Genomic DNA, 22,243 nt, shown 5'->3' on the forward strand with positions numbered 1-22,243 from the left:
GATTCTACCAATACATTGCCTAATCTCTAACCTCCGGTCTCTAATCTCTGTCTATAAATATTCCAGCACTTTTTGGCCCATTGCCGTAGTGCCTAAAATTTTGGCTTTGTCGGTATTGGCATCAGCAATATCACCGGTGCGGTAACCATCTTTCAGCGCTTTATCAATAGCGTCTGTTATCTTTTTAGCTTCTTCTTTAAGGCCGAAGCTTATTTCAAGCATCAGGGCTACAGATAGGATAGAGGCCATCGGATTTGCTTTATCCTGACCTGCAATATCATGTGCCGAACCGTGGATAGGCTCAAAAAATCCTGTGCCATCACCTACCGAAGCTGAAGCCAGCATACCCATTGAACCTGCAATTTGTGATGCTTCGTCGGTAAGGATATCGCCGAACAGGTTGGCAGTTAATACCACATCAAACTTCTTAGGGTTTTTAACCAGCTGCATGGCCGCATTGTCAATAAACATGTGTTCGGTTTCAACGTCAGGGTATTGTTTGGCAATTTCCTGCACTACCTCGCGCCATAAGCGTGAAGCTTCCAACACGTTTGCCTTATCAACAGAGCATAATCTTTTACCGCGTACACGGGCTGCCTCGTAAGCTTTGATAGCAATACGCTCAACTTCGTAACGTGAATAGATCATCAGGTCGGAAGCGGTATTGCGGTCTTCGCTGCGTTTTTTCTCGCCGAAGTAAACGTCGCCGGTCAGTTCGCGGAAGAAAAGGATATCGGTACCTTTCAGGATCTCAGGCTTAAGGCTTGATGCATCCAAAAGCTCATCAAACAGCATAATAGGGCGCAGGTTGGCATATAAACCAAGCTCTTTACGGATCTTTAATAATCCTTGCTCCGGACGCACTTTAGCCGACGGATCATTGTCATATTTGATGTGACCTATAGCGCCAAACAGGATAGCGTCGCTTGCTTTAGCTTTAGCCAGTGTTTCATCGGGCAGCGGATTACCGGTTGCCTCGATACCCGCGTGGCCCATCAGGGCTTCATCGAAAGTAAATTCGTGGCCAAAATCCTGACCGATTTTTTCTAAAACTGCTTTACCCCAGGTAGTAACCTCAGGGCCTATCCCGTCGCCGGGTATTACTAATATGTGTTTTTTAATTCCCATAACCCTAATCTCTGCCTGTGGCAGCGGTTTTTTGTTTTTATAGATGTTTTATTTATTCGGGTTTTACGCCGCGAACTTCTTTTAGTTTCATCACCATTTGCTCGGCCTCGTTTTCTACCCATTCGGTATACTCGTCAATGGCCTGCAAGCGCGATTCATCATCAATGTAGCCTTCCTCAACCATTTGCTTTGATTGAGCTACCTTTGCCCAGATGCCTGCTTTGCCTTCAAAGTTATATTCGCCTTTGTGGTAAACCTCATCTGCGTTAAATACTTCAATGTTGGTAAAACCTGCTTCCTGCAAATATTCAGGCAGATCTTCGGCAATATGATTGTTCATACCTGCATCGCCCCGCCACCTTAAAAAAGTAGCATAAAAGCGCTGCATACTTGCCGGTGGCTGCGGCTGCCATTGCAAAGCCTCGTGGTTATAATCCAAAATGGATACTGTACCACCGGGTTTTAACAACGAATACATTTTTATTAAAGCCTCAACCGGGTTGTTTAACCATTGCAGCACACGTGCCGAAACAATAAGATCATACTTTTCCTCCGGCTCAAAGCTGAACAGATCGGTATAAATGAGCCCCATATTTTGAACCGAAGCATAAGTTTCCTTACCGCTCTGGACAAAATATTCGGTATTATCAATGCCTGTAACATGACCAGTTTCGCCAACCAATGCAGCAATATCTTTAGAGATAGCGCCTGTGCCACAACCCACATCCAGCACCTTCAGGCCGGGCCTGAGCAATGGGGCAAGGGTTGAATAATCATTCGCTAAACTCCGTTCGTCGAATAACTTGGCAGTACCTTTACCTTCTCTCTGGATATGTTTTTGTTGGTTCATTAGTTCATTAGTTTGGTCCATAGTCGATGGTCCATAGTCCATAGTGTTTTATCCATGGCCTATGGACTATCAACCATCAACTATTTTGCTTCCTCAAACTCCTCAATTTTGCCTTTTTGGCTCAAGATGTAGTCGATATCATCGTAGCTATTAATTAAACAGGCTTTTTTGTAAGGGTTGATCTCGAAGCTTTCTTTTTCGCCTGTTGATGAGATGGTGATGGTCTGGCTTTCCAGGTCAATCTCAACCTCGGCTTTATGATCGGCATAAACTGCGTCGAAGATCTTTTTCAGAAAATCATCGCTCACCTGTACCGGCAGTAGGCCGTTGTTAAGTGCGTTTCCTTTAAAGATATCGGCAAAAAAGCTGCTCACAACTGCGTCGAAGCCATAATCAGATATAGCCCATGCAGCGTGCTCGCGACTACTGCCGCAGCCAAAGTTTTTGCCTGCAACCAACACTTTACCACTAAAGTTTGGATCGTTAAGCACAAAATCAGCTTTGGGGGTATCATTGCCCTCATACCGCCAATCGCGAAATAAGTTATTGCCAAAACCATCGCGGGTGGTAGCCTTCAAAAACCTTGCAGGGATGATCTGATCCGTATCGATGTTTTCGATAGGCAAAGGCACTACTGTGGTTTGAATGTGTTTAAATATTTTAGTCATCTGAATCAGAATTTACAGAATTTTAGAATTTACAGAATGCTTGTGTTATTTGCAAAATGCTAATCTTAAACTCAGTTTCTATGTTATTCAATTTAGTTTAATGTTATATTTTGGATTGAAGATCAATTTATATTGGAGACTTTGGCTACCAAAGTTTATCAGCAAACCTATCGGGAAATCATAAGCAACGGTATAGTTTTTTGCTTGTGCTAAGTGCACATCTTCCAAATTAATGATCGCTTTTAATTCAACCGATAGCTTTCCCTCAACTACAAAATCGGCTCTTCTTGTTCCAACTTCAATCCCTTCATAAAATATCGTATGTTCTAACTCTCTTGCAAAGCTTATTCCTGCTTTTTCAAATTCGATAGCTAAACAACGTTGATAAATTACTTCCTGAAATCCGTTGCCCAATGTATTATGAACGCGCATCGCACAACCAATAATTTTGTACGTGAGCGTATCTTTTTCCATCTGGTTAATCAGAGTTTACAGCTATGCTTTTTTAAATTCTGTTAATTCTCCAATTCTGCAAATTCTGATTCAGACAGCATCGACCTGATATCCGTAACCACACCCGTAATTGCACTCGCAGCCGCTGTTAACGGACTGGCAAGGAAAGTACGGCTGTTTGGCCCTTGTCTTCCTTCAAAGTTGCGGTTTGAGGTTGATACGCAATATTTACCCGCAGGTATCTTGTCCTCATTCATGCCAAGGCATGCACTGCAACCAGGTTCTCTTAAAGGGAAACCGGCTTCGTTAAATATTTTATCGAGGCCTTCGGCTATGGCTTGCTGTTGTACTTGTTTTGAGCCGGGAACTACCCATACGGTAACATTATCGGCTTTGTGTTTACCTTTTACAAACTCTGCAACCTGACGCAGGTCTTCAATGCGCGAGTTGGTGCAGCTGCCGATGAACACGTAATCAATTGGTTTACCCAATAGCGTTTCGTCATCGTGCAGGCCCATGTAATCAAGGGCTTTTTTATATGACCCCTGTTCTTTGGCTTCAAATGAAGCAGTTTCAGGAACATGTTGTGTAACACCGATGCCCATACCCGGATTTGTTCCGTAAGTGATCATCGGCTCAATATCTTCAGCTTTAAAGGATAATACCTCATCAAAAGATGCGTCAGCATCAGAGTATAAAGTTTTCCAGTAAGCAACTGCTTTGTCCCACTCTTCGCCTTTAGGGGCAAATTCGCGGTCTTTTACGTAATTGATAGTGGTTTCGTCGGGAGCAATAAGTCCGCAACGGGCGCCCATTTCAATACTCATGTTACAGATGGTCATACGGCCTTCCATGCTCAATGAGCGAATGGTATCGCCTGCATACTCAACAGCATAACCGGTACCGCCGGCAGCCGAGATCTGCGCAATGATGTAAAGAATAATATCTTTTGCACCAACGCCTTTTTGCAATTTGCCGTTTACTTCAATTTTCATGCGTTTTGGGCGCGACTGAAGTAAACATTGGGTAGCCAACACCTGCTCAACCTGAGATGTACCTATGCCAAAGGCAATAGCACCAAAAGCGCCGTGGGTTGAAGTATGGCTGTCACCGCAAACATAAGTACCACCCGGACGGGTGATGCCCAGCTCGGGGCCTATAACGTGAACGATACCCTGGTACGGGTGGCCTAAGCCATATAGCTCAACTCCAAACTCTTTACAGTTTTTGGTGAGCATATCTACCTGGTAGCGTGAAAGTTCTTCTTTAATGGGTAAGTGCTGATCAATGGTTGGAACGTTGTGATCGGCAGTGGCCACAGTTTGTTTTGGCCTGAAAACAGGCAAGCCCCTCTGACGCAAGCCATCAAATGCCTGCGGACTGGTTACCTCGTGAATGAAATGTGTATCAATATACAAAATATCCGGGAACCCCTCGCTGCTGCTGACGACGTGCGCATCCCAGATCTTATCAAATAATGTTTGTCCCATTTTTATTTAGTTTTAAGTGGCAGTAGCAGTTGCAGTATGGTTTGCTGTTTGCCCTTAGTTTTAAGTGGCAGTAGCAGCGGCACTTGCAGTGTTTTTACTGCTACTTTAAACTGCTACTACCACTAATATTGTTGAAGTAGACAGTAACAATCACAGCGGCTTTACTGCCACTAAAAACTGCTACTGCCACTAATACTACGCTTCTACAACCTGGTTTTCAGGGCGTAAGCTGCGTACGGTTTTGCCTGCTTGCCATAATTCGCTTTCGCGTAATTCTTTCAATTCGGCATCCAGTTTTTCGCGGTAATCTGGCTGGCTGTTTGAATCGATAGAACGTTGTGATTCTTTACCAGAAGCAACGCTTTCGTAAAGCTCTTCAAATACCGGTTTAGTAGCGTCACGGAATTTTTTCCACCAGTCAAGCGCGCCGCGTTGAGCAGTAGTTGAGCAGTTAGCATACATCCAGTCCATGCCGTTTTCTGCAACAAGTGGCATTAATGATTGGGTAAGCTCTTCAACAGTTTCGTTGAATGCTTCAGATGGAGAGTGACCTTTGCTACGCAATACATCGTACTGAGCAGCAAAGATACCTTGAACGCAACCCATCAAAGTACCACGCTCGCCGGTTAAATCGCTGTATACTTCTTTTTTGAAGTTAGTTTCGAATAAGTAACCGCTACCTACAGCGATACCTAAAGCGATAACACGATCAAAAGCTTTACCGGTAGCATCCTGGAAGATAGCGTAGCTTGAGTTTAAGCCACGGCCTTGCAGGAACATACGGCGTAATGAAGTACCTGAACCTTTGGGAGCAACCAGGAACACGTCAACATCAGCAGGAGGTACGATACCTGTTTGCTCGTTGAAAGTGATACCAAAGCCGTGAGAAAAATACAATGCTTTGCCTGGAGTTAAGTGTTTTTTAACAGTTGGCCATACTGCGATTTGGGCTGCATCGCTCAATAAGTAGCAAATTACAGTTCCCCTTTCCAGGGCTTCTTCAATTTCAAAAAGTGTTTCGCCCGGTACAAAGCCATCGCTGATAGCTTTATCCCAAGTTTTAGTGCCTTTACGCTGACCAACAATTACGTTGATACCATTGTCTTTTTGGTTCAGGGCCTGGCCCGGACCTTGTACACCGTAGCCAATTACCGCTACTACTTCATCTTTTAATACTTCCTGAGCTTTTGATAAAGGGAACTCTTCGCGGGTTACTACGTTTTCTTCAGTGCCGCCGAAATTTAGTTTTGCCATTGTTTTTTGATTTTTGTGATTTCACCGATTAGTGGTGATCTCACCGATTTTATTTGTATTGAGTAATTTATTTTCTTTTGTGATTACACTGATTGTTGGGTGATTACACCGATTTTGACCGTTGACGGGTTTTGATGACGTTGATTAAGACTTACGGCTATGAACCATGATCTATCAACTATGAACCAACTCAACTAATCTCTATTCTCCAATCACTAACCTCTCCGCCTTCGGCTGGATTACATCGTAAACACCTTCTCGCCCTGGTTAAGGTATTCATTTTCAATTACCTCTTCACCTGGTTCAAGCCTTTCAAATTCGCGCAGTTTGCTGTTAAAGCCTTCGCTATCTTTAATGATAGCAACGCGGGCGCTTCGTACAAACTCAATCAGGCCGTAAGGTTGTAGTATGTTGATCAGGTTATCTGTTTCTTCACGGTGACCGGTGGTTTCAAACACGGTATAGTCCTTACGGATCACTACCGCGCGGGCACCGTTTTCGCGCAATAAACGCTCAACGCTAACCTTCTCTGCAATTACATCGGTTGATACCTTATATAACGCTAATTCCTGCCAAATCACATCTTCGTTAGTATGATAGTATGCCTTTAATACCTCAACCTGTTTTTCAATCTGGCGGGTAAGTTTACGCACTACCTCTTCATATTCGTTAATTACGATATTGAAGCGGTGAATACTGTCAATCTCCGATGGAGAAGTGTTCAGGCTATCGATATTGATTTTACGGCGTGTAAATATAATAGCAATCCTGCTTAATAAGCCAATTTGGTTTTCGGTATATATGGTGATGTTAAATTCCTGTTTTTTTTCTGCTTCGCTCATGATTCAAATTTTTTAAGTCCACTCCAAAGGAGAGGATTTAGGTGAGGCGTTTTATTTTAACCTGATTTCGCTTACACTGCATCCCTGTGGTACCATCGGGAACACGTTGTTCTCTTTGGTAACCATTACTTCTAAAAGGAATGATCCCGGAGTGTTCAGCATTTCATTTAATGCTGCATTTAAATCGGCGCGGTCATCAACCAGTTTGCCGGGGATACGGTATGCCGCAGCTAATGCTACAAAATCCGGGCTTTGAATATCAACAAATGAGTAACGGCGAGAATTGAACAGCTCCTGCCATTGCCTTACCATGCCCAGGAAGCGGTTATTAAGGATAATGATCTTTACGTCAACACCGCTTTGCATAATGGTACCCAGTTCCTGGCAGGTCATCTGGAAGCCGCCATCGCCAATAATAGCTACCACAGTGCGGTTTGGTGCACCAAATTTAGCGCCTATAGCAGCCGGAAGTGCAAAGCCCATGGTACCTAAACCGCCGCTGGTTACGTTGCTGCGGGTGTTATTGAACTGCGCGTAACGGCAGGCTACCATCTGGTGCTGGCCTACATCTGTAACAATAACAGCTTCGCCTTTGGTGATCTCGTTAAGCTGTTTGATCACCTCGCCCATGGTCATTTCAGGGGTGGTTGGGTTAAGCTCGTTATGGATAACGGCCTCAACTTCCTGGCGGGTATAATCGTTAAATTTAGCCAGCCATTCAGGATACTCTTTCTTTTCGATGGCTTTGGTCAACAATGGAAGGGTTTCCTTGCAATCGCCCCAAACCGGTACGGTTGATTTTACGTTCTTGTCGATCTCAGCAGGATCAATATCCAGGTGAATAACTTTGGCCTGTTTAGCATATTTATCCAGGCGGCCGGTTACACGGTCGTCAAAACGCATACCTATGGCGATCAAAACATCGCACTCGTTGGTTAACACGTTAGGACCGTAGTTGCCGTGCATGCCCAACATACCTACGTTCAACGGGTGATCTGAAGGGATTGCGCCTGCGCCAAGTACTGTCCATGCTGCAGGGATGCCACTTTTTTCAACAAAGGCTTTAAATTCCTGCTCGGCGCTGCCCAAAATAACACCCTGACCAAACAGGATGAAAGGTTTTTGAGCGCTATTGATCAATTCGGCAGCCTGCTCAATATATTGCGGACGAACAATCGGTTTCGGCCTGTAGCTGCGGATATGATCACAGGGTTTGTAGCCTGCAAAATCAAACAATTGAATTTGCGCATTTTTGGTAATGTCGATCAATACCGGACCTGGCCTGCCGCTGCGGGCAATGTAAAATGCCTTGGCAATAACCTCCGGAATTTCGGTAGCATCGGTTATTTGATAGTTCCATTTGGTAACCGGGGTAGTAATATTGATCACATCAGTTTCCTGGAAAGCATCGGTACCTAAAAGGTGCGCGAATACCTGACCTGTGATACAAACCAATGGGGTACTATCAATCTGGGCATCGGCCAAGCCTGTTACCAGGTTGGTAGCGCCGGGGCCGCTGGTGGCAAATACCACACCCACTTTGCCCGATGTGCGTGCATAGCCCTGGCCTGCGTGAATGCCGCCTTGTTCGTGACGCACCAGTATGTGGTTCAGTTTATCATTGTAATCAAACAAAGCATCGTAAATGGGCATGATGGCGCCGCCCGGGTAACCAAAAATGGTATCGGTACCTTCGGCTATCAATGCTTCCAATAATGCTACCGATCCAGAAACGTTTACGGTTTCGGTAGCGGCTGGCGCGGTTAAGGTTTCTTGTGCAGTTTCCATACCTGTGTTTTTTATATTTATAGCACTTTTTTGTGGTGCTAAACTGATTTATTCTATCTGTCTCTAATTTGCTAAAATGAACGGGCTTAGTTTGTGTTCACTTTATTCATTCATGGCTTTTTTAACGAGCCATTTTGTTCATTAATTATTCGTCGGTAACGCAGCCTTCGGCAGCGGTAGTTACGTTTTTAGCGTAACGGTATAACACACCCTTGGTAACCTTCAGCGCCGGTTTTTGCCATGCGGCACGGCGTGCGGCTATTTCTTCTTGCGGCAGCGAAACGTTTATAGTATTGGCAACAGCATCAATATTAATGATATCATCGTCTTTTACCATCGCTATAAACCCGCCATCGTAAGCCTCGGGTGTGATGTGACCGACGACGAAGCCATGCGTACCGCCGCTAAAGCGTCCATCTGTAATTAATGCAACTGAACTACCCAAACCGGCACCGAATATGGCTGAGGTTGGTTTTAGCATCTCCGGCATGCCTGGCGCGCCTTTAGGGCCTACATTGCGGATCACCACAACATCACCTTTTTTAACACGGCCGCTCTGGATCCCTGCAATCAGTTCAAACTCGCCATCGAACACACGGGCTGGACCGGTGAAACGCTCGCCTTCTTTACCGGTGATCTTGGCAACACTGCCGCCTTCGGCAAGGTTTCCGTACAAAATTTGCAGGTGACCGGTAGCCTTAATAGGGTTTTCAACAGGTTTGATGATCTTTTGATTTTCAAACTCCAGCGCAGGTACATCCGCAAGGTTTTCGGCTATGGTTTTACCGGTAACTGTAAGGCAATCGCCATGCAGCCAGCCCTGCTCCAGGCAGTATTTCATTACAGCCGGAACACCGCCAATGTTATGCAGGTCTTCCATCATGTATTTACCGCTTGGTTTCATATCGGCCAGCACTGGGATCCGGTTACTTACCGCCTGGAAATCATCCTGGGTTAATTTAACGTTAACGCTTTTTGCCATTGCAATCAGGTGTAATACCGCGTTGGTTGAGCCGCCCAATACCATGATCACAACAATGGCATTTTCAAATGCCTCGCGGGTCATGATGTCTGATGGTTTAATATCTTTTTCTAACAATACCTTGATGGCTTTACCGGCTGCAAGGCATTCGGCTTTTTTATCTTCACTCAATGCGGGGTTTGACGACGAATATGGCAAACTCATACCCAACGCCTCAATAGCGGCAGCCATAGTATTAGCTGTATAAATACCACCGCAGGCACCGGCGCTTGGGCAGGCATTTTTAATAACACCCATGAAATCAACATCATCTATCTGGCCGGCAATCTTTTTGCCCAAAGCCTCAAATGCTGATACTATGTTCAAATCTTCACCTTTCCAGTGGCCAGGTTTAATAGTACCACCGTAAACCATGATAGAAGGGCGGTTTAAACGGCCCATTGCCATGATAGAGCCCGGCATGTTTTTATCACAGCCTGGCAGGGTGATCAGGCCATCATAATACTGGGCACCGGTTACAGCTTCAATTGAATCGGCAATGATATCGCGGCTTACCAATGAATAACGCATACCTTCGGTACCGTTGCTCATGCCATCGCTTACGCCAATAGTGTGGAATATCAGGCCCACCATATCTTCGTTCCAGATACCCTGTTTAACCAGCTTTGCCAGATCGTTCAAGTGCATGTTACAAGTATTGCCATCGTAACCCATGCTGGCCACGCCGACCTGTGCTTTACGCATATCGTCGTCGGTTAAGCCAATCCCGTAAAGCATGGCCTGCGCGGCAGGCTGCGTTGGGTCTTGGGTAAATGTTTTGCTATACTTGTTCAATTCTATAGCGTTGGTGGTATCTGATGATGAACTCATTTTATTAGATATGTAGACAGTTTTAGTATTTAATTTTGTTGATGATACTGGTTTACTTGGTATCGAAAATCAATATATGTAAGGTAGCCATCGCAGAAGGCAATAGCAATAGTTGCTACTGATTTTTTGAAATAAGTATTTTATTTTAATGTTTTTTATTTTATAAAATTTAATTCGTTTAAATTTTAAAATAAAGATATAAAATTTTTAATGAAATATACCAAAGTTCAAAACGGTATTCGGTATGTTTTTTATGCATGCATAGTAAGTCGTCAATTTTCTGCCTGAAATGGGCGGAAGGTCGATTATGATTGAAAATAGAGGTTCATTTATAAAGGTGTGTACACGATTAAGAGCGGATGCTTAAACCTATGTCTGTAATCAAAATCACCCCACAAAAAAACGCCCGGATAATGATACCCGGGCGCTTTATGTAAAGTTATAAGTAGCGCCTATTTGTGCTGAATACCTTCAGCCAAAACAGTTACTTTATTGTTTAACGCTTCAACAACACCGCCTTTAATAAAAAACACTTCTTCTTTAGCTGCACCACCGCGTACGGTAAGTTTGCCATCCTGAAGGGTGGAAATAATAGGGGCGTGGTTGTTCAGTATTTCAAATAATCCCAAAGCACCAGGTAAGGTTACCGAGGAGGCCTCGCCTTCGTAAACTTTTTTATCGGGAGTAAGGATTTCTAATGTCATTTTTGTTGAGATGTGAGATATGAGATATGAGACGTGAGACTTTGCTTGTCTTGATCTATATCTTATATCTCTTGTTCTTATATTTAAAGATGAGATATAAGATTTAAGATCACAATCTCAAATCTCATATCTCAAATCTCATATCTAAGCGTTAGCTTCAGCCAACAGCTTTTTGCCTTTTTCGATAGCATCATCAATGCTGCCAACTAAGTTGAAAGCTGCTTCAGGGTACTCATCAACTTCACCATCCATGATCATGTTGAAACCTTTGATGGTATCTTTGATGTCAACCAGTACACCTTTTAAGCCGGTGAACTGCTCGGCAACGTGGAACGGCTGTGACAAGAAACGCTGAACACGACGTGCGCGTGATACAACTAACTTATCTTCTTCAGAAAGCTCGTCCATACCAAGGATGGCAATGATATCCTGAAGCTCTTTGTAACGTTGTAAAGTTTCTTTAACACGTTGAGCTGTATTGTAGTGCTCATCACCTAAAACAGCTGGGCTAAGGATACGTGAGGTTGAATCCAATGGATCCACTGCAGGGTAAATACCAAGCTCGGCAATTTTACGTGAAAGTACAGTGGTAGCATCTAAGTGGGCGAAGGTTGTAGCCGGCGCCGGGTCAGTCAAGTCATCCGCAGGTACGTAAACGGCCTGTACTGAAGTGATTGAACCACGTTTGGTTGAAGTAATACGCTCCTGCATGGTACCCATCTCAGTTGCAAGCGTTGGCTGGTAACCTACTGCTGATGGCATACGGCCTAATAGTGCTGATACTTCTGAACCTGCCTGGGTAAAGCGGAAGATGTTGTCGATAAAGAAAAGGATATCACGACCTTTACCATCTTCATCACCGTCACGGAAATACTCGGCAATAGTTAAGCCTGAAAGGGCCACACGTGCACGTGCACCCGGCGGCTCGTTCATTTGACCGAACACGAATGTTGCTTTTGAATCTTTCATGGCTTCGGTATCTACTTTAGATAGGTCCCAACCGCCTTCTTCCATTGAATGCATGAAAGCGTCGCCATATTTTATAATGCCTGATTCAAGCATCTCACGTAAAAGGTCATTACCTTCACGTGTACGCTCACCAACACCTGCAAATACAGATAAACCTGCATAAGCTTTCGCGATGTTGTTGATCAGTTCCTGGATCAATACTGTTTTACCTACACCGGCACCACCAAACAAACCAATTTTACCACCTTTTGCATAAGGCTCTAAAAGGTCAATAACTTTAATACCTGTAAAAAGCACTTCAGTTTCGGTAGATAGGTCTTCAAACCTTGGAGGGGTTGCGTGAATAGGACGACCATTTGATTTGTCAAGATCAGCGATACCGTCGATAGCATCACCTACCACGTTAAATACACGGCCTTTGATGTTATCGCCTACCGGCATTTTGATAGCAGCTTCGGTATCCAATACCTTCATTCCGCGTAACAAGCCGTCGGTCGAGTCCATCGCGATAGCACGTACACGGTCTTCGCCTAAGTGCTGCTGAACCTCTAAAATAACTTTTTGGCCATTGTCTTTAGTGATCTCTAATGCGTCATAAATTTTAGGAAGATGAGCGTCATCAGCGAAACTTACGTCGACTACCGGACCAATGATCCTTGAAATTTTTCCAATGTTTGGCATATATAACCTGGTGTTTTTTAAAAAATGCTTTTACTGAACAGCAACATACATCATTTGTAACAGGAATGTATAAGATGCTATTTCAGAGGCGCAAAGTTAAGATTTCTATCCAATTATTTAAATAGTGTACTAAGTTTTTTAAAGGATAATTTCAACATTGTTAATTGTTTGCCTTTATTGCACGAAAGTCAATACAATTTTGCCTGTATGAGTACTACTTTCCATAAGCTTATGAGCTTCGGCTGCCTCGCAGGCATCAAAAGTTTTGTACACTATGGGCCTGATTTTTCCCGATAATAACAATGGCCATATTTTTTGTTCAAGGTTTTGGGCGATGGCTACTTTGAAAGCTGTTTCCCTGTTGCGTAACATTGATCCGGTAATGATCAATCTTTTTGCCATCACTTTGCCCAGGTCAAGTTGTGCTTCACGCCCGTTTATCGCGTTGATCATCACCAACCTTCCTTCAATCGACAATGAGTCGATATTGCCCGGCATGTAATCGCCGCCTATCATATCCAATATCACATTAACACCAGCGCCATTGGTGAGTGCTTTGATCTCTTCTTTAAAATCAGCGGTTTTATAGTTGATGGCTTTATTAGCTCCAAGCTGCTCACAAAAGCTGCATTTATCATCGGAGCCGGCCGTTACATAAGCGGTACTGCCCAAAGCTTTGGCCATTTGAATAGCTGCAACGCCAATGCCGCTTGAGCCACCGTGTACCAATAGCGATTCGCCCGGTTTAAGGGTACCTCGGTCAAACACATTACTCCAAACGGTGAAAAATGTTTCGGGCAGGGAAGCAGCTTCAGGGAAACTTAAATTGGCAGGAACAGGCAGGCACTGGCCTTCGGGCGCTTTACAATATACGGCATAACCACCGCCTGTAACGAGTGCGCAAACTTTGTCGCCCGGTTTCCAACGGGTAACCGCTTCGCCAACTTCGGCAATGGTACCGGCCACTTCAAGTCCGGGGATATCCGCAGGAGCAGTGTCAGGCGGGGGATAATTGCCTTTACGTTGAAAAACATCGGGCCGGTTAATGCCCGCCGCCATTACTTTTATCAATACTTCGTTATGAGTGATAACAGGCCTTGGTCTTTCCATAAGCTGTAAAACTTCCGGGCCGCCAGGGTGGGTAATCACTATTGCTTTCATAGATTAAATATCAGTATTATTAACCGTTATAAAGATTTGAATGTTTGTTAATAGTAAATGGCACCAGTAATTTTCAGGGAATTATATACTGTCTATATATTATTTATAAGTGTTCTTTCGGCTTTAGGGTTTGCGCTTTCTGCTTGTAGTTTTTATATAAATTGACATTAGAATTATCGGCAAAATTAGAAAATGAGATTTAAATACGATTTATTTGCAATATAAAACAAGTAAATACTTATGTCATTACAGATCGGCCAGCCGGCTCCTCAATTCATTTTAATTTCATCAGATTTAAAAAGCGTGTCATTGGCCGATTTTAAAGGCCGTAAAGTAGTTATCCACTTTTTCCCTTTAGCGTTTACAGGCGTTTGTACCACGCAGCTTTGCACCATGCGCGATAGCTTTGGATACTATGATGGTTTAAACGCTACTATATTGGGCATTTCTGTTGATTCGCCTTTTACTTTAGCTAAGTTTAAAGAAGAGAATAATTACCAGTTCGACCTCCTTTCTGATTTTAATAAAGAAGTATCAACAGCTTACGGCGCTATTTATGATCAGTTTGTGATGGGCTTAAAAGGTGTATCAAAACGCGCGGCCTTTGTAATTGACGAAGAGCAGAATATCATTTATGCGGAGGTGCTTGAAGATGCCGGTCAACTGCCAAATTTTGAGGCTATTACCGAAATTGTAAAATAATTTGAATAAAAGTTTGCAGCGAAAGTTTAAAAATCTATCTTTGCATTCCATTTCGGAAAGCACTCGTAGCTCAATTGGATAGAGCATCTGACTACGGATCAGAAGGTTAGGGGTTCGACTCCCTTCGAGTGCACAACAAAGCACTGCAGCCCGGGATTTTTCCACCGCTGGTGCAAATTAACTGTAAGCCTTTCTGTTGTATTACCGAAAGGCTTTTAATTTATCAAGAGCATGCTAAATCTGGTTTTGTTTGGCCCTCCCGGAGCCGGGAAAGGTACTCAGTCGAAAAAACTTATTGAGAAATACGATTTGATCCATCTTTCAACCGGAGATTTGTTGCGTGGTGAAATTGCGCAGGGTACAGCCCTCGGTTTGGAAGCTAAAAAGCTAATGGATGATGGTAAACTGGTTCCTGACGAAGTAGTTATTGGCATGATCAGTAATAAGCTTGATGCCAACAAGGGAGCCAAAGGTTTTATTTTCGATGGTTTTCCACGCACAGTTGCACAAGCCGAAGCTTTGGATCAGTTACTTGAATCAAAACAATCGGCTATTTCGGGCATGATCGCTCTTGAAGTTGGCGATGATGAGCTGGAGCGCCGTTTGTTAGAGCGCGGCAAAGAATCTGGAAGACCGGATGATGCCAACCCCGAAGTGATCCGCAAACGCATCAAAGAATACAATGATAAAACTGCCCCGGTAGCAGGTTTTTATCAGCAGCAAGATAAGTTTACAAGCATTAACGGTGTGGGCTCGGTTGATGAGATTTTCGACGCGATCGTCGGTGTAAACGAATCATATAACTAATAGTCCGTCCGAAGTCTTTAGTCCGGAAGTAAGTAAAGTCCGCAGGTTAGGAAGATTAAAATTCTTAACTTTCGGACTTTACTTACTTTTGGACTTTTCGTCTAAATAAAAAATTATGTCGCAGGGTTCTAATTTTGTTGATTATGTGAAGATCTGTTGCCGCTCAGGCCACGGAGGTGCTGGTTCTGCCCATTTGCATCGTGATATATTAACTTCAAAAGGCGGTCCCGACGGCGGCGACGGCGGCAGGGGAGGCCATGTTATTGTAAAAGGTAACGCCCAACTGTGGACCATGCTACACCTTAAATACCGTAAACATGTAATTGCTGGTGACGGCGATTCGGGCGGCAGCTCATTGCGTACGGGTAAAACCGGTCGCGACGAAATATTGGAAGTGCCCCTTGGTACAACCGTGAAAAATGCTGAAACAGGTGAAGTACTTTTTGAAATAACCAAAGATGGTGAAACCAAGATTCTTACTCCCGGTGGCCGCGGCGGTTTGGGTAACTGGCATTTTAAAACATCAACCCAACAAACCCCACGCTTTGCCCAACCCGGCGAAGATGGCCGTGAGGACTGGAATATCCTCGAACTAAAAGTGCTGGCTGATGTTGGTTTGGTAGGTTTCCCTAACGCAGGTAAATCCACCCTGCTTTCGGTGGTATCGGCTGCCAAGCCCGAAATTGCCGATTACGCTTTTACCACACTGGTGCCTAATTTAGGTATCGTATCATACCGTGGCGGCCGTTCATTTGTAATGGCCGATATTCCGGGCATTATAGAAGGCGCATCACAGGGCAAAGGTTTAGGATTTAGGTTTTTGAGGCATATTGAGCGCAATTCAGTATTGCTGTTTATGGTACCTGCTGATACATCGCGCAGTATAAAAGAAGAATACAGCATCCTGCTGCATGAACTGGAAGAATACAATCCGGAACTGATGCACAAGCCTCGTGTGTTGGCCATAACCAAAACCGACATGCTCGACGATGAGCTGCAGGCTGAAATGAAAAAGGAGATCCCCGATGGGATCTCCTCTATATTTATATCATCTGTGGCCCAGAAAAATATCGATCAGCTAAAAGACTTGCTCTGGAAAGAGATCAACGCCAGCGTTATTTAGCCTCCCACAAAATGTAGTCATTACTCAACATCGTCATTTTAAAGCCGGTATAGCCAGGAAAGCATTTGCGCATGATAGTTGATTTTGGACCGATGTAATCGGCGGGCAAAACTATGTACAGCGGGCCGGCGTGCCCATTATATACGTAGTCATCATAATCGATAGCCACTTCAGCGCCAATGGTTTCAACGGTTATAGTGCGGTTGCGTTCAATTTCCAGGCTCAGATCAGGGCTGTTAAATACAAAAATGGCGTTGGTGTTTTGCTTATCCAGGTTGCGGATATAGTTTAACGATGGCTGATCGATAAATAACTGTGCTATCCCCGAATATCCCCTTGCGCCGATATTTTTATTTTGAAAGTAGCTTGGCACAAAGTATTTGTAGCTCGAGTAAGCTATTACAAAGCATATAAAATAAAACAGGTATTTATAACCAGGTTGCAATCTGCTTATCAGGTAAATGATGCCGGGCGCGGCGATAAGCCCGATGAGCCTCAAATGCCTTGCTTCATACGAAATATTGGCCTGTCTCAAAAATGATTGTCCGAAAAATAACACCGATACCACGTAAAAAACCACCAGTAGCAGCGCATAATTTTTGTGAGGCACCTTTTTTACAGTAAACCAGATCAGTAAAATACTTAATACAGCACAGATCAGCACAATTATCACCCCCCAAAAGTAAGTAAACATAGGAGGGTCATCATGGAATAAAAGGCCGTTTGTAAGGTCATCTATCGAAAAAGCGGTTAATATTGGCGAAGCCAAAGGAAAGCCAAAAGTTTCCCAAACCAGCTTCATACTTCCGGTTATCGATGAGGGGTTAGCACCTTTTGAAAGATAAAAATGATAGATCATAAATAAGGATAATACCGCAGGGACTCCTATCCATATGCCATTTTTTATCCAGCCAATGATGTCCTTTGTTCCTATAGAAAACCTAAGCCATAAAAAACAGCAAGTGGCGGCATACATCCATAAAAATGACGATTTGCAAATGAAGCCTAATATTCCACCTATAAAGAGAAATACAGCCAGTTTCCAGTTAGTTTTTTCAATGGCTATGCATCCGTATAAAAACCAGCCGGTGTATCCAAAAAGTAGTACTTCGCCCCCGTTATAGAATACATAGGGCGTAAAAAAGGATAACTGAATTACAATGAACAGCACGCTTAAAGTCGAGATCATTGGCGTAAAGCCAGCTTTTTTAAAGAAGTAATAAAACCCGAAAATGCCCGATAACGAAAACAGCAAAGTTACTATTGAAGAAGCGCGACCAGTGTTGACACCGAAGATAAGCTTAAAAAAATAAGGCACCAGGTATTGCCCCGGCGACCACCACGCTAAAAATTCGGACGTATTTTTGCTGATATCATTCTGATCTGGCTTTACGCTGATGTTAAACGCCGAGCCCAATTCCATTGAGCGCATTACCTGGAAGCCCTTGCTGGGGTCGGGGTAAATGGCGGCTGGGGCTATGATCAGCATAATGCCCATGATTAAAACAATCCCGCTGATAACCAATAAAATGATTTGGTGGGTTTGTAGTTTCTGTTTCAGCATATAATTATTTAAAGCAGATGATGTTTAAGTTTTAACTGATTTCCCGTTCCCTGATCTTTACCGCCGGGTTGCCTTGGTAGATGCTGTACGCTTCCATGTTTTTTGTAGCGATAGAACCGCTGGCCAATACCGCGTGCGACGCGACCGTTACGCCCGGATTTACCATAGCCCTGGCACAGATCCACACGCCGTCTTTCAAAATTATGCCTTTGGTTATCAAATCAAAGGATGTTTTTTTGTAATTGTGGCTGCCCGTTAACAGCACAGCCCCCTGCGACAGGCAAACATGTGCGCCGATATAGATGAGCACTAAACTATCTATCCATACATTCTCACCTATCCAGCTTTCATCGCCGATATGCAGGTTCCATGGATATTTGATGTTTACGCAAGGCTTAATAGTTACATTTTTACCGATCCTGGCACCAAATAACCTCAGTAAAAATACTTTGAATACGCTTGAGGGTATAATGCTTGTTTTAAAGAATATGGCATTACAGTAATACCACAAAATGCGTTTTAAAACATTGCCACCCGGATGATAAGGATAATTATTATAAGTTGAAAGGTCAGTTTTGAACATCAGGGCCGGTAAGCTTATCATTACGTTTAATCCAAATATACAGGCTAAATGCTATAATAATGTAAAGAAGTATATTAAAAATGGTATGGTGATCAACTATCCGGTTTGCCTTTTTCGACCAGAAGATGGCCAGCAAAACAAAACGCATTACATTTAAAAATTCGATAACTAAAATGCCTGAAATGAGGAATACCAATTTTGACCGCCACGGAGATGGATAGGCCAGCACAAAGGCCGAAAAGAAGCTGATCAACCCTAAGCCGAGACAACTGTATACAATAGCCAGTGTCCCTTTACCTGCAACCAGTAACTCGAAATTATTATCAATAGCAGCGTAACCAAGCCACTTCAGGATCATGACACTACAATCCAATAAAACCTGTCTCAAACCCGCAATATAATTCAGGTGTTCGGCTAAAAAGGCGTTATAATTTCCGCCGGGGCTGGTGATGCCAAAAAAGAGAATATTAAAGCTGTAAAATACAGCAAACAACAATATAAACAGCAACATGAACCGTATTGCCGGGTTATTTAAAAAAACAGGCTGTTTCATTATTTTTTGCTCTCCTTTCGTAACTCATAAATTTTAGCATCAATCAAAAACCTGAACCAAAAACCCTGTAAAAAATGGAATACCAGCCCGGTTTTTCCATCTAAAAACCCCAATTTTATAAAGTATCTTATAGTAAAGTAAATTACAGGCCTTACAAATAAAGGAAACGCCTCGTATCGTTTTTTCATATATCGGCGGCGCTCCATCGGGTTACCAAATAACCGTGGACGTACCAGCTTGCCGTTATCATCAACAACCGGGGCATTTTGCTGTTCAACAAGGTATTGAGCCTCCAGTGTTGCCCAATGATTATGCCGGGCAATGAAACTGGTAAGCGAATCGGTTATTACGTCAATAATATCAGTTTTAAGTACCTGTGTTTTACCGGTAACTTTAAAATGCTGATCATAAAATTTTTCTTCGCAATGCCCGAAGCCGCGCCTGAACAGGTTGGCGTGGTATGTTGGATAGTGGCCGCCATGTTTGATCCATTTGCCCATAAATAGGGTACGCCTGCTGATGAGGAAACCGTTGGTTACCGAATCTACGGGATTGTTGAAAATATTATTCAATTGTGCTGCAAGCTCAGGTGTTACCCTGTGATCGGCATCAAGATTAAGAATCCAGGTGCCGGTTAAAGGAAGATTGTCCAGTGCCCAGTTACGCTGGGTTGCATAATTTTCAAACGGATGGCTGAAGACGTTTTGCGTGTACCTTTGGCAAATAGCCAGTGTGGTATCCGTTGAACCTGAATCAACAATATAGATATTGGCTTTTAGCGCCGCCGCGCTTTGCAGGCAGTCGCCAATGTTCTTTTCCTCGTTAAAAGTTAAAATAATAATATCAAGGCTCTCGCTCACTTGAGTTTGGCTTTAATGATCATGCTCATCCAAAAATAGGGGAACCTGCCGCAGCCCCTGAATGCTGTTACCTCAAATCCATGTTCGTTGAGGATTTGTGTCAGCGTTTTAACCGACCAAAATTTGATATGCCCGCCCTGCCATAAAGGGCTGATATGCGTGTCCCATTTATTTAAAATACTCAAAAACAGGTTTTTTAAATAACCATGATAAGGCGTTGAGATGATGAGCTCACCTTTTGATTCGCTTAAAACATCCCGGCAAAGGCGTATAAACGTGTAGGGGTCGTACAAGTGCTCAATAACCTCAGTTGATATAATGGTATTAAACTGCGTATCTCTTAATGGCTCCGGTAACCCTTCAACCGAAAGGTCGTGAACAAAAAACCTGCCGGGATTTATTTTATCGGCAATGGCAATGCCTGGTTTGGATGCATCGATACCGTAAGCGTTAAATCCCCCGGCCAATAAATAATTTACCAGGTAACCATTACCGCAGCCAAGGTCGAGGATACTACTGTTGGTATCCTTATTTAATAATGACATAAGCGGTTTCTGGAGTTCCTTGAATACATGGCAGGGGCTTGCGTCGGGATAATCGTAATCTTTATAAGCGCTCATGCGGTGGTTATTTGCGGATTTATTTTTTTATATTTTTTCATTAAGGTAGCTCTTTCGAAATCATATTGATCAGTTGCGTAATTCAAACCTCTTTTAAAATTTTAGAACTTAACAATACCTTATGAATGAGCAGCATACTGATATAGCTCCAGAAGATAGTATTGAACAAGAACTCAAAACTGATGCCGCGCCACATGATCTGAAACAGGCCCGAAAATATAAGTGCTGTGCCTAATATATATCCCCCAAAAAGTTTTTCGGCTTTAACGGCTATTAGCTGTGCGAGGGCGCCGTAAGCGAAAAGGAAAATAAAGATACCCCAATCACCTCCTGAAAGATACGCATCAACGATGTAGGCGGGTTTGGCTGATACAGTAGAGTTTCGGTTAACCACCCCGGCATCATAAACGCGCTGCATGATCATGGCTTCGGTAATTGGTTTGGAGGGCCAGAAGATCCGCGGCACCAAAGCAATAGCCGATTGTTTAACAAGGTCCAATCCATAAAAATCCACATTTTTAGGGGTCGACTGTACAAAGCGGGTGAACATATCGATCTCGCTTAGGCGGTATACCAAAAAATCCCAGTTAGTTTCATCAACATCGCTGTTATCACTATTTAATGCTGCGTCAAGGGCCAGTTGTGAGGCTTCGTCGCTATCGGCATCTCCATTCCACGCATTGGCCCGGAAAATATGGTTATATGTTGGTAAAACCGTAAATAATAAAACAATGATAGGGACAAAAGTGATGGTTACTAATTTTTTATAGGTAGGATATAGGAAGATGCCTAAAACCAGTACGCTGATAATAATAGGTTCTTTAAACCCCGATGTAAGCGCCTGGTAAAAGTTAAAGGCATATAATAACAGGCAGATGAGCGTATTGGCCCCTTTTTTTAGTGGTATGGCAAAGGCCAGTGCCAATGTACCTGCAATAAAGCTCAATGAGCTAAACTGGTAATAAAATTGGGAAAGGCCTGGTATCTTAAGAAATAACAGCGAAAGCGGAAAACTGATAATTGCCGACATCATGAGCAGATTTGCCAGCCTTTCGGTTTCGATATAGTATTTTTTAGTTACGGGATAGTTCATGAAAATAAGTATACCCATCACAAATGAAGCATGCCCAAGGCAGTAATAACGCTGGCATTGGGCAATTAAGCCCAGGGCATCTTTATCATTTAACGTATGAACAAACACGTGCTTGAAATTTTCATAGCCGAGGGTATTCATAAAATAAAAGATGGATGTGCTGCACATGTACCCCGCAAAAATTATCTGGATGATAAATAAGGGCCTCATCAACTGTTCGGCCATGGGGCGGTCGTTGGGGATTGGACGTACCCAGCCGGTAAGTGTTATGATGAATATAAAAAATGAGCCACCCCATGCAATAAAATAGGATAACACACTATCACTTTTACATGCCAGTGCCAGCAGCCATGGTATAAACAACACAATATATCGTTCTATCGATTTGCTGTTTTGCATTTACTAACTAATGTTGTGTTATTTATAAATTGGCCTTAGTTTTTTGTCAGTTCTCAATAAATGAAGAAAGAAACTTCACTCATGATTTCCGACGTGGTA

Annotated in this window: 21 protein-coding genes and 1 tRNA gene; 4 read left to right on the forward strand and 18 right to left on the reverse strand. The window is 43.3% G+C overall.

Annotated features, from left to right (window positions below):
- Positions 1–51: 51 nt before the first annotated feature.
- From leuB to MusilaSJ_RS18925, 12 genes are all read right to left on the reverse strand, one after another.
- Positions 52–1,122: a 3-isopropylmalate dehydrogenase gene (gene leuB, locus MusilaSJ_RS18870; RefSeq protein ID WP_274990470.1), complete on the reverse strand. Its 1,071-nt coding sequence runs from the start codon at positions 1,120–1,122 to the stop codon at positions 52–54.
- 58 nt (positions 1,123–1,180) lie between these two features.
- On the reverse strand, positions 1,181–2,020 hold the full coding sequence (locus tag MusilaSJ_RS18875) for a methyltransferase domain-containing protein (protein WP_274986410.1): 840 nt from the start codon (positions 2,018–2,020) through the stop codon (positions 1,181–1,183).
- A 38-nt stretch (positions 2,021–2,058) separates the two neighbouring features.
- The gene (gene leuD / locus MusilaSJ_RS18880) at positions 2,059–2,646 is read right to left on the reverse strand and encodes a 3-isopropylmalate dehydratase small subunit (RefSeq protein WP_274986411.1); all 588 of its coding nucleotides are present in this window, start codon (positions 2,644–2,646) and stop codon (positions 2,059–2,061) included.
- 87 nt (positions 2,647–2,733) lie between these two features.
- Positions 2,734–3,120, reverse strand: a complete 387-nt coding sequence (locus MusilaSJ_RS18885) for a GxxExxY protein (RefSeq protein WP_274986412.1) — start codon at positions 3,118–3,120, stop codon at positions 2,734–2,736.
- A 41-nt stretch (positions 3,121–3,161) separates the two neighbouring features.
- Positions 3,162–4,589, reverse strand: coding sequence for a 3-isopropylmalate dehydratase large subunit (gene leuC, locus MusilaSJ_RS18890; protein ID WP_274986413.1), 1,428 nt, complete (start codon positions 4,587–4,589; stop codon positions 3,162–3,164).
- A 195-nt stretch (positions 4,590–4,784) separates the two neighbouring features.
- Positions 4,785–5,843 carry a ketol-acid reductoisomerase gene (gene ilvC / locus MusilaSJ_RS18895; RefSeq protein ID WP_274986414.1) on the reverse strand — a complete coding sequence of 353 codons (1,059 nt, stop codon included), beginning with the start codon at positions 5,841–5,843 and terminating at the stop codon, positions 4,785–4,787.
- A gap of 239 nt (positions 5,844–6,082) precedes the next feature.
- Entirely contained in the window at positions 6,083–6,685 is a 603-nt protein-coding gene (gene ilvN / locus MusilaSJ_RS18900) for an acetolactate synthase small subunit (protein WP_091213124.1), read from the reverse strand.
- A 51-nt stretch (positions 6,686–6,736) separates the two neighbouring features.
- Entirely contained in the window at positions 6,737–8,473 is a 1,737-nt protein-coding gene (gene ilvB / locus MusilaSJ_RS18905) for a biosynthetic-type acetolactate synthase large subunit (RefSeq protein WP_274986415.1), read from the reverse strand.
- Positions 8,474–8,618: 145 nt separating this feature from the next.
- Positions 8,619–10,325, reverse strand: a complete 1,707-nt coding sequence (gene ilvD / locus MusilaSJ_RS18910; protein ID WP_274986416.1) for a dihydroxy-acid dehydratase — start codon at positions 10,323–10,325, stop codon at positions 8,619–8,621.
- A 452-nt stretch (positions 10,326–10,777) separates the two neighbouring features.
- Entirely contained in the window at positions 10,778–11,029 is a 252-nt protein-coding gene (gene atpC, locus MusilaSJ_RS18915) for an ATP synthase F1 subunit epsilon (protein ID WP_176625191.1), read from the reverse strand.
- 144 nt (positions 11,030–11,173) lie between these two features.
- Complete coding sequence (gene atpD / locus MusilaSJ_RS18920) at positions 11,174–12,679, reverse strand: F0F1 ATP synthase subunit beta (RefSeq protein ID WP_114936270.1); 1,506 nt, start codon at positions 12,677–12,679, stop codon at positions 11,174–11,176.
- Positions 12,680–12,853: 174 nt separating this feature from the next.
- On the reverse strand, positions 12,854–13,840 hold the full coding sequence (locus tag MusilaSJ_RS18925) for an NAD(P)H-quinone oxidoreductase (RefSeq protein WP_274986417.1): 987 nt from the start codon (positions 13,838–13,840) through the stop codon (positions 12,854–12,856).
- 240 nt (positions 13,841–14,080) lie between these two features.
- Here MusilaSJ_RS18925 and MusilaSJ_RS18930 point away from each other — a divergent pair, with 240 nt between their 5' ends.
- The 4 genes from MusilaSJ_RS18930 (at position 14,081) to obgE (ending at position 16,472) form a co-directional block, all read left to right on the forward strand.
- Positions 14,081–14,542 carry a redoxin domain-containing protein gene (locus MusilaSJ_RS18930; protein WP_274986418.1) on the forward strand — a complete coding sequence of 154 codons (462 nt, stop codon included), beginning with the start codon at positions 14,081–14,083 and terminating at the stop codon, positions 14,540–14,542.
- A 59-nt stretch (positions 14,543–14,601) separates the two neighbouring features.
- Positions 14,602–14,675: transfer RNA gene (locus tag MusilaSJ_RS18935), tRNA-Arg, on the forward strand.
- A gap of 98 nt (positions 14,676–14,773) precedes the next feature.
- On the forward strand, positions 14,774–15,349 hold the full coding sequence (locus MusilaSJ_RS18940) for an adenylate kinase (RefSeq protein ID WP_274986419.1): 576 nt from the start codon (positions 14,774–14,776) through the stop codon (positions 15,347–15,349).
- Positions 15,350–15,464: 115 nt separating this feature from the next.
- Positions 15,465–16,472, forward strand: a complete 1,008-nt coding sequence (obgE, locus tag MusilaSJ_RS18945) for a GTPase ObgE (RefSeq protein WP_274986420.1) — start codon at positions 15,465–15,467, stop codon at positions 16,470–16,472.
- On the opposite strand, the gene MusilaSJ_RS18950 is transcribed toward obgE, so the two are convergent.
- The 6 genes from MusilaSJ_RS18950 to MusilaSJ_RS18975 form a co-directional block, all read right to left on the reverse strand.
- Positions 16,465–18,036, reverse strand: coding sequence for a hypothetical protein (locus MusilaSJ_RS18950; RefSeq protein WP_274986421.1), 1,572 nt, complete (start codon positions 18,034–18,036; stop codon positions 16,465–16,467). The genes obgE and MusilaSJ_RS18950 overlap by 8 nt on opposite strands.
- A gap of 31 nt (positions 18,037–18,067) precedes the next feature.
- Positions 18,068–18,640, reverse strand: a complete 573-nt coding sequence (locus MusilaSJ_RS18955) for a putative colanic acid biosynthesis acetyltransferase (protein WP_274986422.1) — start codon at positions 18,638–18,640, stop codon at positions 18,068–18,070.
- Positions 18,606–19,172 carry an exosortase Y gene (gene xrtY / locus MusilaSJ_RS18960; protein ID WP_274986423.1) on the reverse strand — a complete coding sequence of 189 codons (567 nt, stop codon included), beginning with the start codon at positions 19,170–19,172 and terminating at the stop codon, positions 18,606–18,608. The genes MusilaSJ_RS18955 and xrtY overlap by 35 nt, the downstream gene beginning before the upstream one ends.
- Positions 19,172–20,032: a glycosyltransferase family 2 protein gene (locus tag MusilaSJ_RS18965; RefSeq protein WP_274986424.1), complete on the reverse strand. Its 861-nt coding sequence runs from the start codon at positions 20,030–20,032 to the stop codon at positions 19,172–19,174. The genes xrtY and MusilaSJ_RS18965 overlap by 1 nt, the downstream gene beginning before the upstream one ends.
- Positions 20,029–20,652, reverse strand: a complete 624-nt coding sequence (locus tag MusilaSJ_RS18970; RefSeq protein WP_274986425.1) for a class I SAM-dependent methyltransferase — start codon at positions 20,650–20,652, stop codon at positions 20,029–20,031. Before MusilaSJ_RS18970 ends, MusilaSJ_RS18965 begins: the two co-directional genes overlap by 4 nt.
- Positions 20,653–20,734: 82 nt before the next feature.
- Positions 20,735–22,144, reverse strand: coding sequence for an exosortase Y-associated Wzy-like protein (locus MusilaSJ_RS18975; RefSeq protein WP_274986426.1), 1,410 nt, complete (start codon positions 22,142–22,144; stop codon positions 20,735–20,737).
- Between the last annotated feature and the right edge of the window lie 99 nt (positions 22,145–22,243).

It is taken from the genome of Mucilaginibacter sp. SJ (assembly GCF_028993635.1).
GTDB lineage: Bacteria > Bacteroidota > Bacteroidia > Sphingobacteriales > Sphingobacteriaceae > Mucilaginibacter.

What these genes read in the sequence shown, in the direction of transcription:
- atpC (WP_176625191.1), bottom strand. Translation starts at nt 11,029, where the DNA reads ATGACATTAGAAATCCTTACTCCCGATAAAAAAGTTTACGAAGGCGAG.
- leuD (WP_274986411.1), bottom strand. Translation starts at nt 2,646, where the DNA reads ATGACTAAAATATTTAAACACATTCAAACCACAGTAGTGCCTTTGCCT.
- MusilaSJ_RS18930 (WP_274986418.1), top strand. Translation starts at nt 14,081, where the DNA reads ATGTCATTACAGATCGGCCAGCCGGCTCCTCAATTCATTTTAATTTCA.
- obgE (WP_274986420.1), top strand. Translation starts at nt 15,465, where the DNA reads ATGTCGCAGGGTTCTAATTTTGTTGATTATGTGAAGATCTGTTGCCGC.
- MusilaSJ_RS18875 (WP_274986410.1), bottom strand. Translation starts at nt 2,020, where the DNA reads ATGGACTATGGACCATCGACTATGGACCAAACTAATGAACTAATGAAC.
- leuC (WP_274986413.1), bottom strand. Translation starts at nt 4,589, where the DNA reads ATGGGACAAACATTATTTGATAAGATCTGGGATGCGCACGTCGTCAGC.
- MusilaSJ_RS18970 (WP_274986425.1), bottom strand. Translation starts at nt 20,652, where the DNA reads ATGAGCGCTTATAAAGATTACGATTATCCCGACGCAAGCCCCTGCCAT.
- MusilaSJ_RS18925 (WP_274986417.1), bottom strand. Translation starts at nt 13,840, where the DNA reads ATGAAAGCAATAGTGATTACCCACCCTGGCGGCCCGGAAGTTTTACAG.
- ilvN (WP_091213124.1), bottom strand. Translation starts at nt 6,685, where the DNA reads ATGAGCGAAGCAGAAAAAAAACAGGAATTTAACATCACCATATATACC.
- ilvC (WP_274986414.1), bottom strand. Translation starts at nt 5,843, where the DNA reads ATGGCAAAACTAAATTTCGGCGGCACTGAAGAAAACGTAGTAACCCGC.
- ilvB (WP_274986415.1), bottom strand. Translation starts at nt 8,473, where the DNA reads ATGGAAACTGCACAAGAAACCTTAACCGCGCCAGCCGCTACCGAAACC.
- MusilaSJ_RS18975 (WP_274986426.1), bottom strand. Translation starts at nt 22,144, where the DNA reads ATGCAAAACAGCAAATCGATAGAACGATATATTGTGTTGTTTATACCA.
- xrtY (WP_274986423.1), bottom strand. Translation starts at nt 19,172, where the DNA reads ATGAAACAGCCTGTTTTTTTAAATAACCCGGCAATACGGTTCATGTTG.
- MusilaSJ_RS18885 (WP_274986412.1), bottom strand. Translation starts at nt 3,120, where the DNA reads ATGGAAAAAGATACGCTCACGTACAAAATTATTGGTTGTGCGATGCGC.
- MusilaSJ_RS18950 (WP_274986421.1), bottom strand. Translation starts at nt 18,036, where the DNA reads ATGCTGAAACAGAAACTACAAACCCACCAAATCATTTTATTGGTTATC.
- ilvD (WP_274986416.1), bottom strand. Translation starts at nt 10,325, where the DNA reads ATGAGTTCATCATCAGATACCACCAACGCTATAGAATTGAACAAGTAT.
- atpD (WP_114936270.1), bottom strand. Translation starts at nt 12,679, where the DNA reads ATGCCAAACATTGGAAAAATTTCAAGGATCATTGGTCCGGTAGTCGAC.
- MusilaSJ_RS18955 (WP_274986422.1), bottom strand. Translation starts at nt 18,640, where the DNA reads ATGATAAGCTTACCGGCCCTGATGTTCAAAACTGACCTTTCAACTTAT.
- MusilaSJ_RS18940 (WP_274986419.1), top strand. Translation starts at nt 14,774, where the DNA reads ATGCTAAATCTGGTTTTGTTTGGCCCTCCCGGAGCCGGGAAAGGTACT.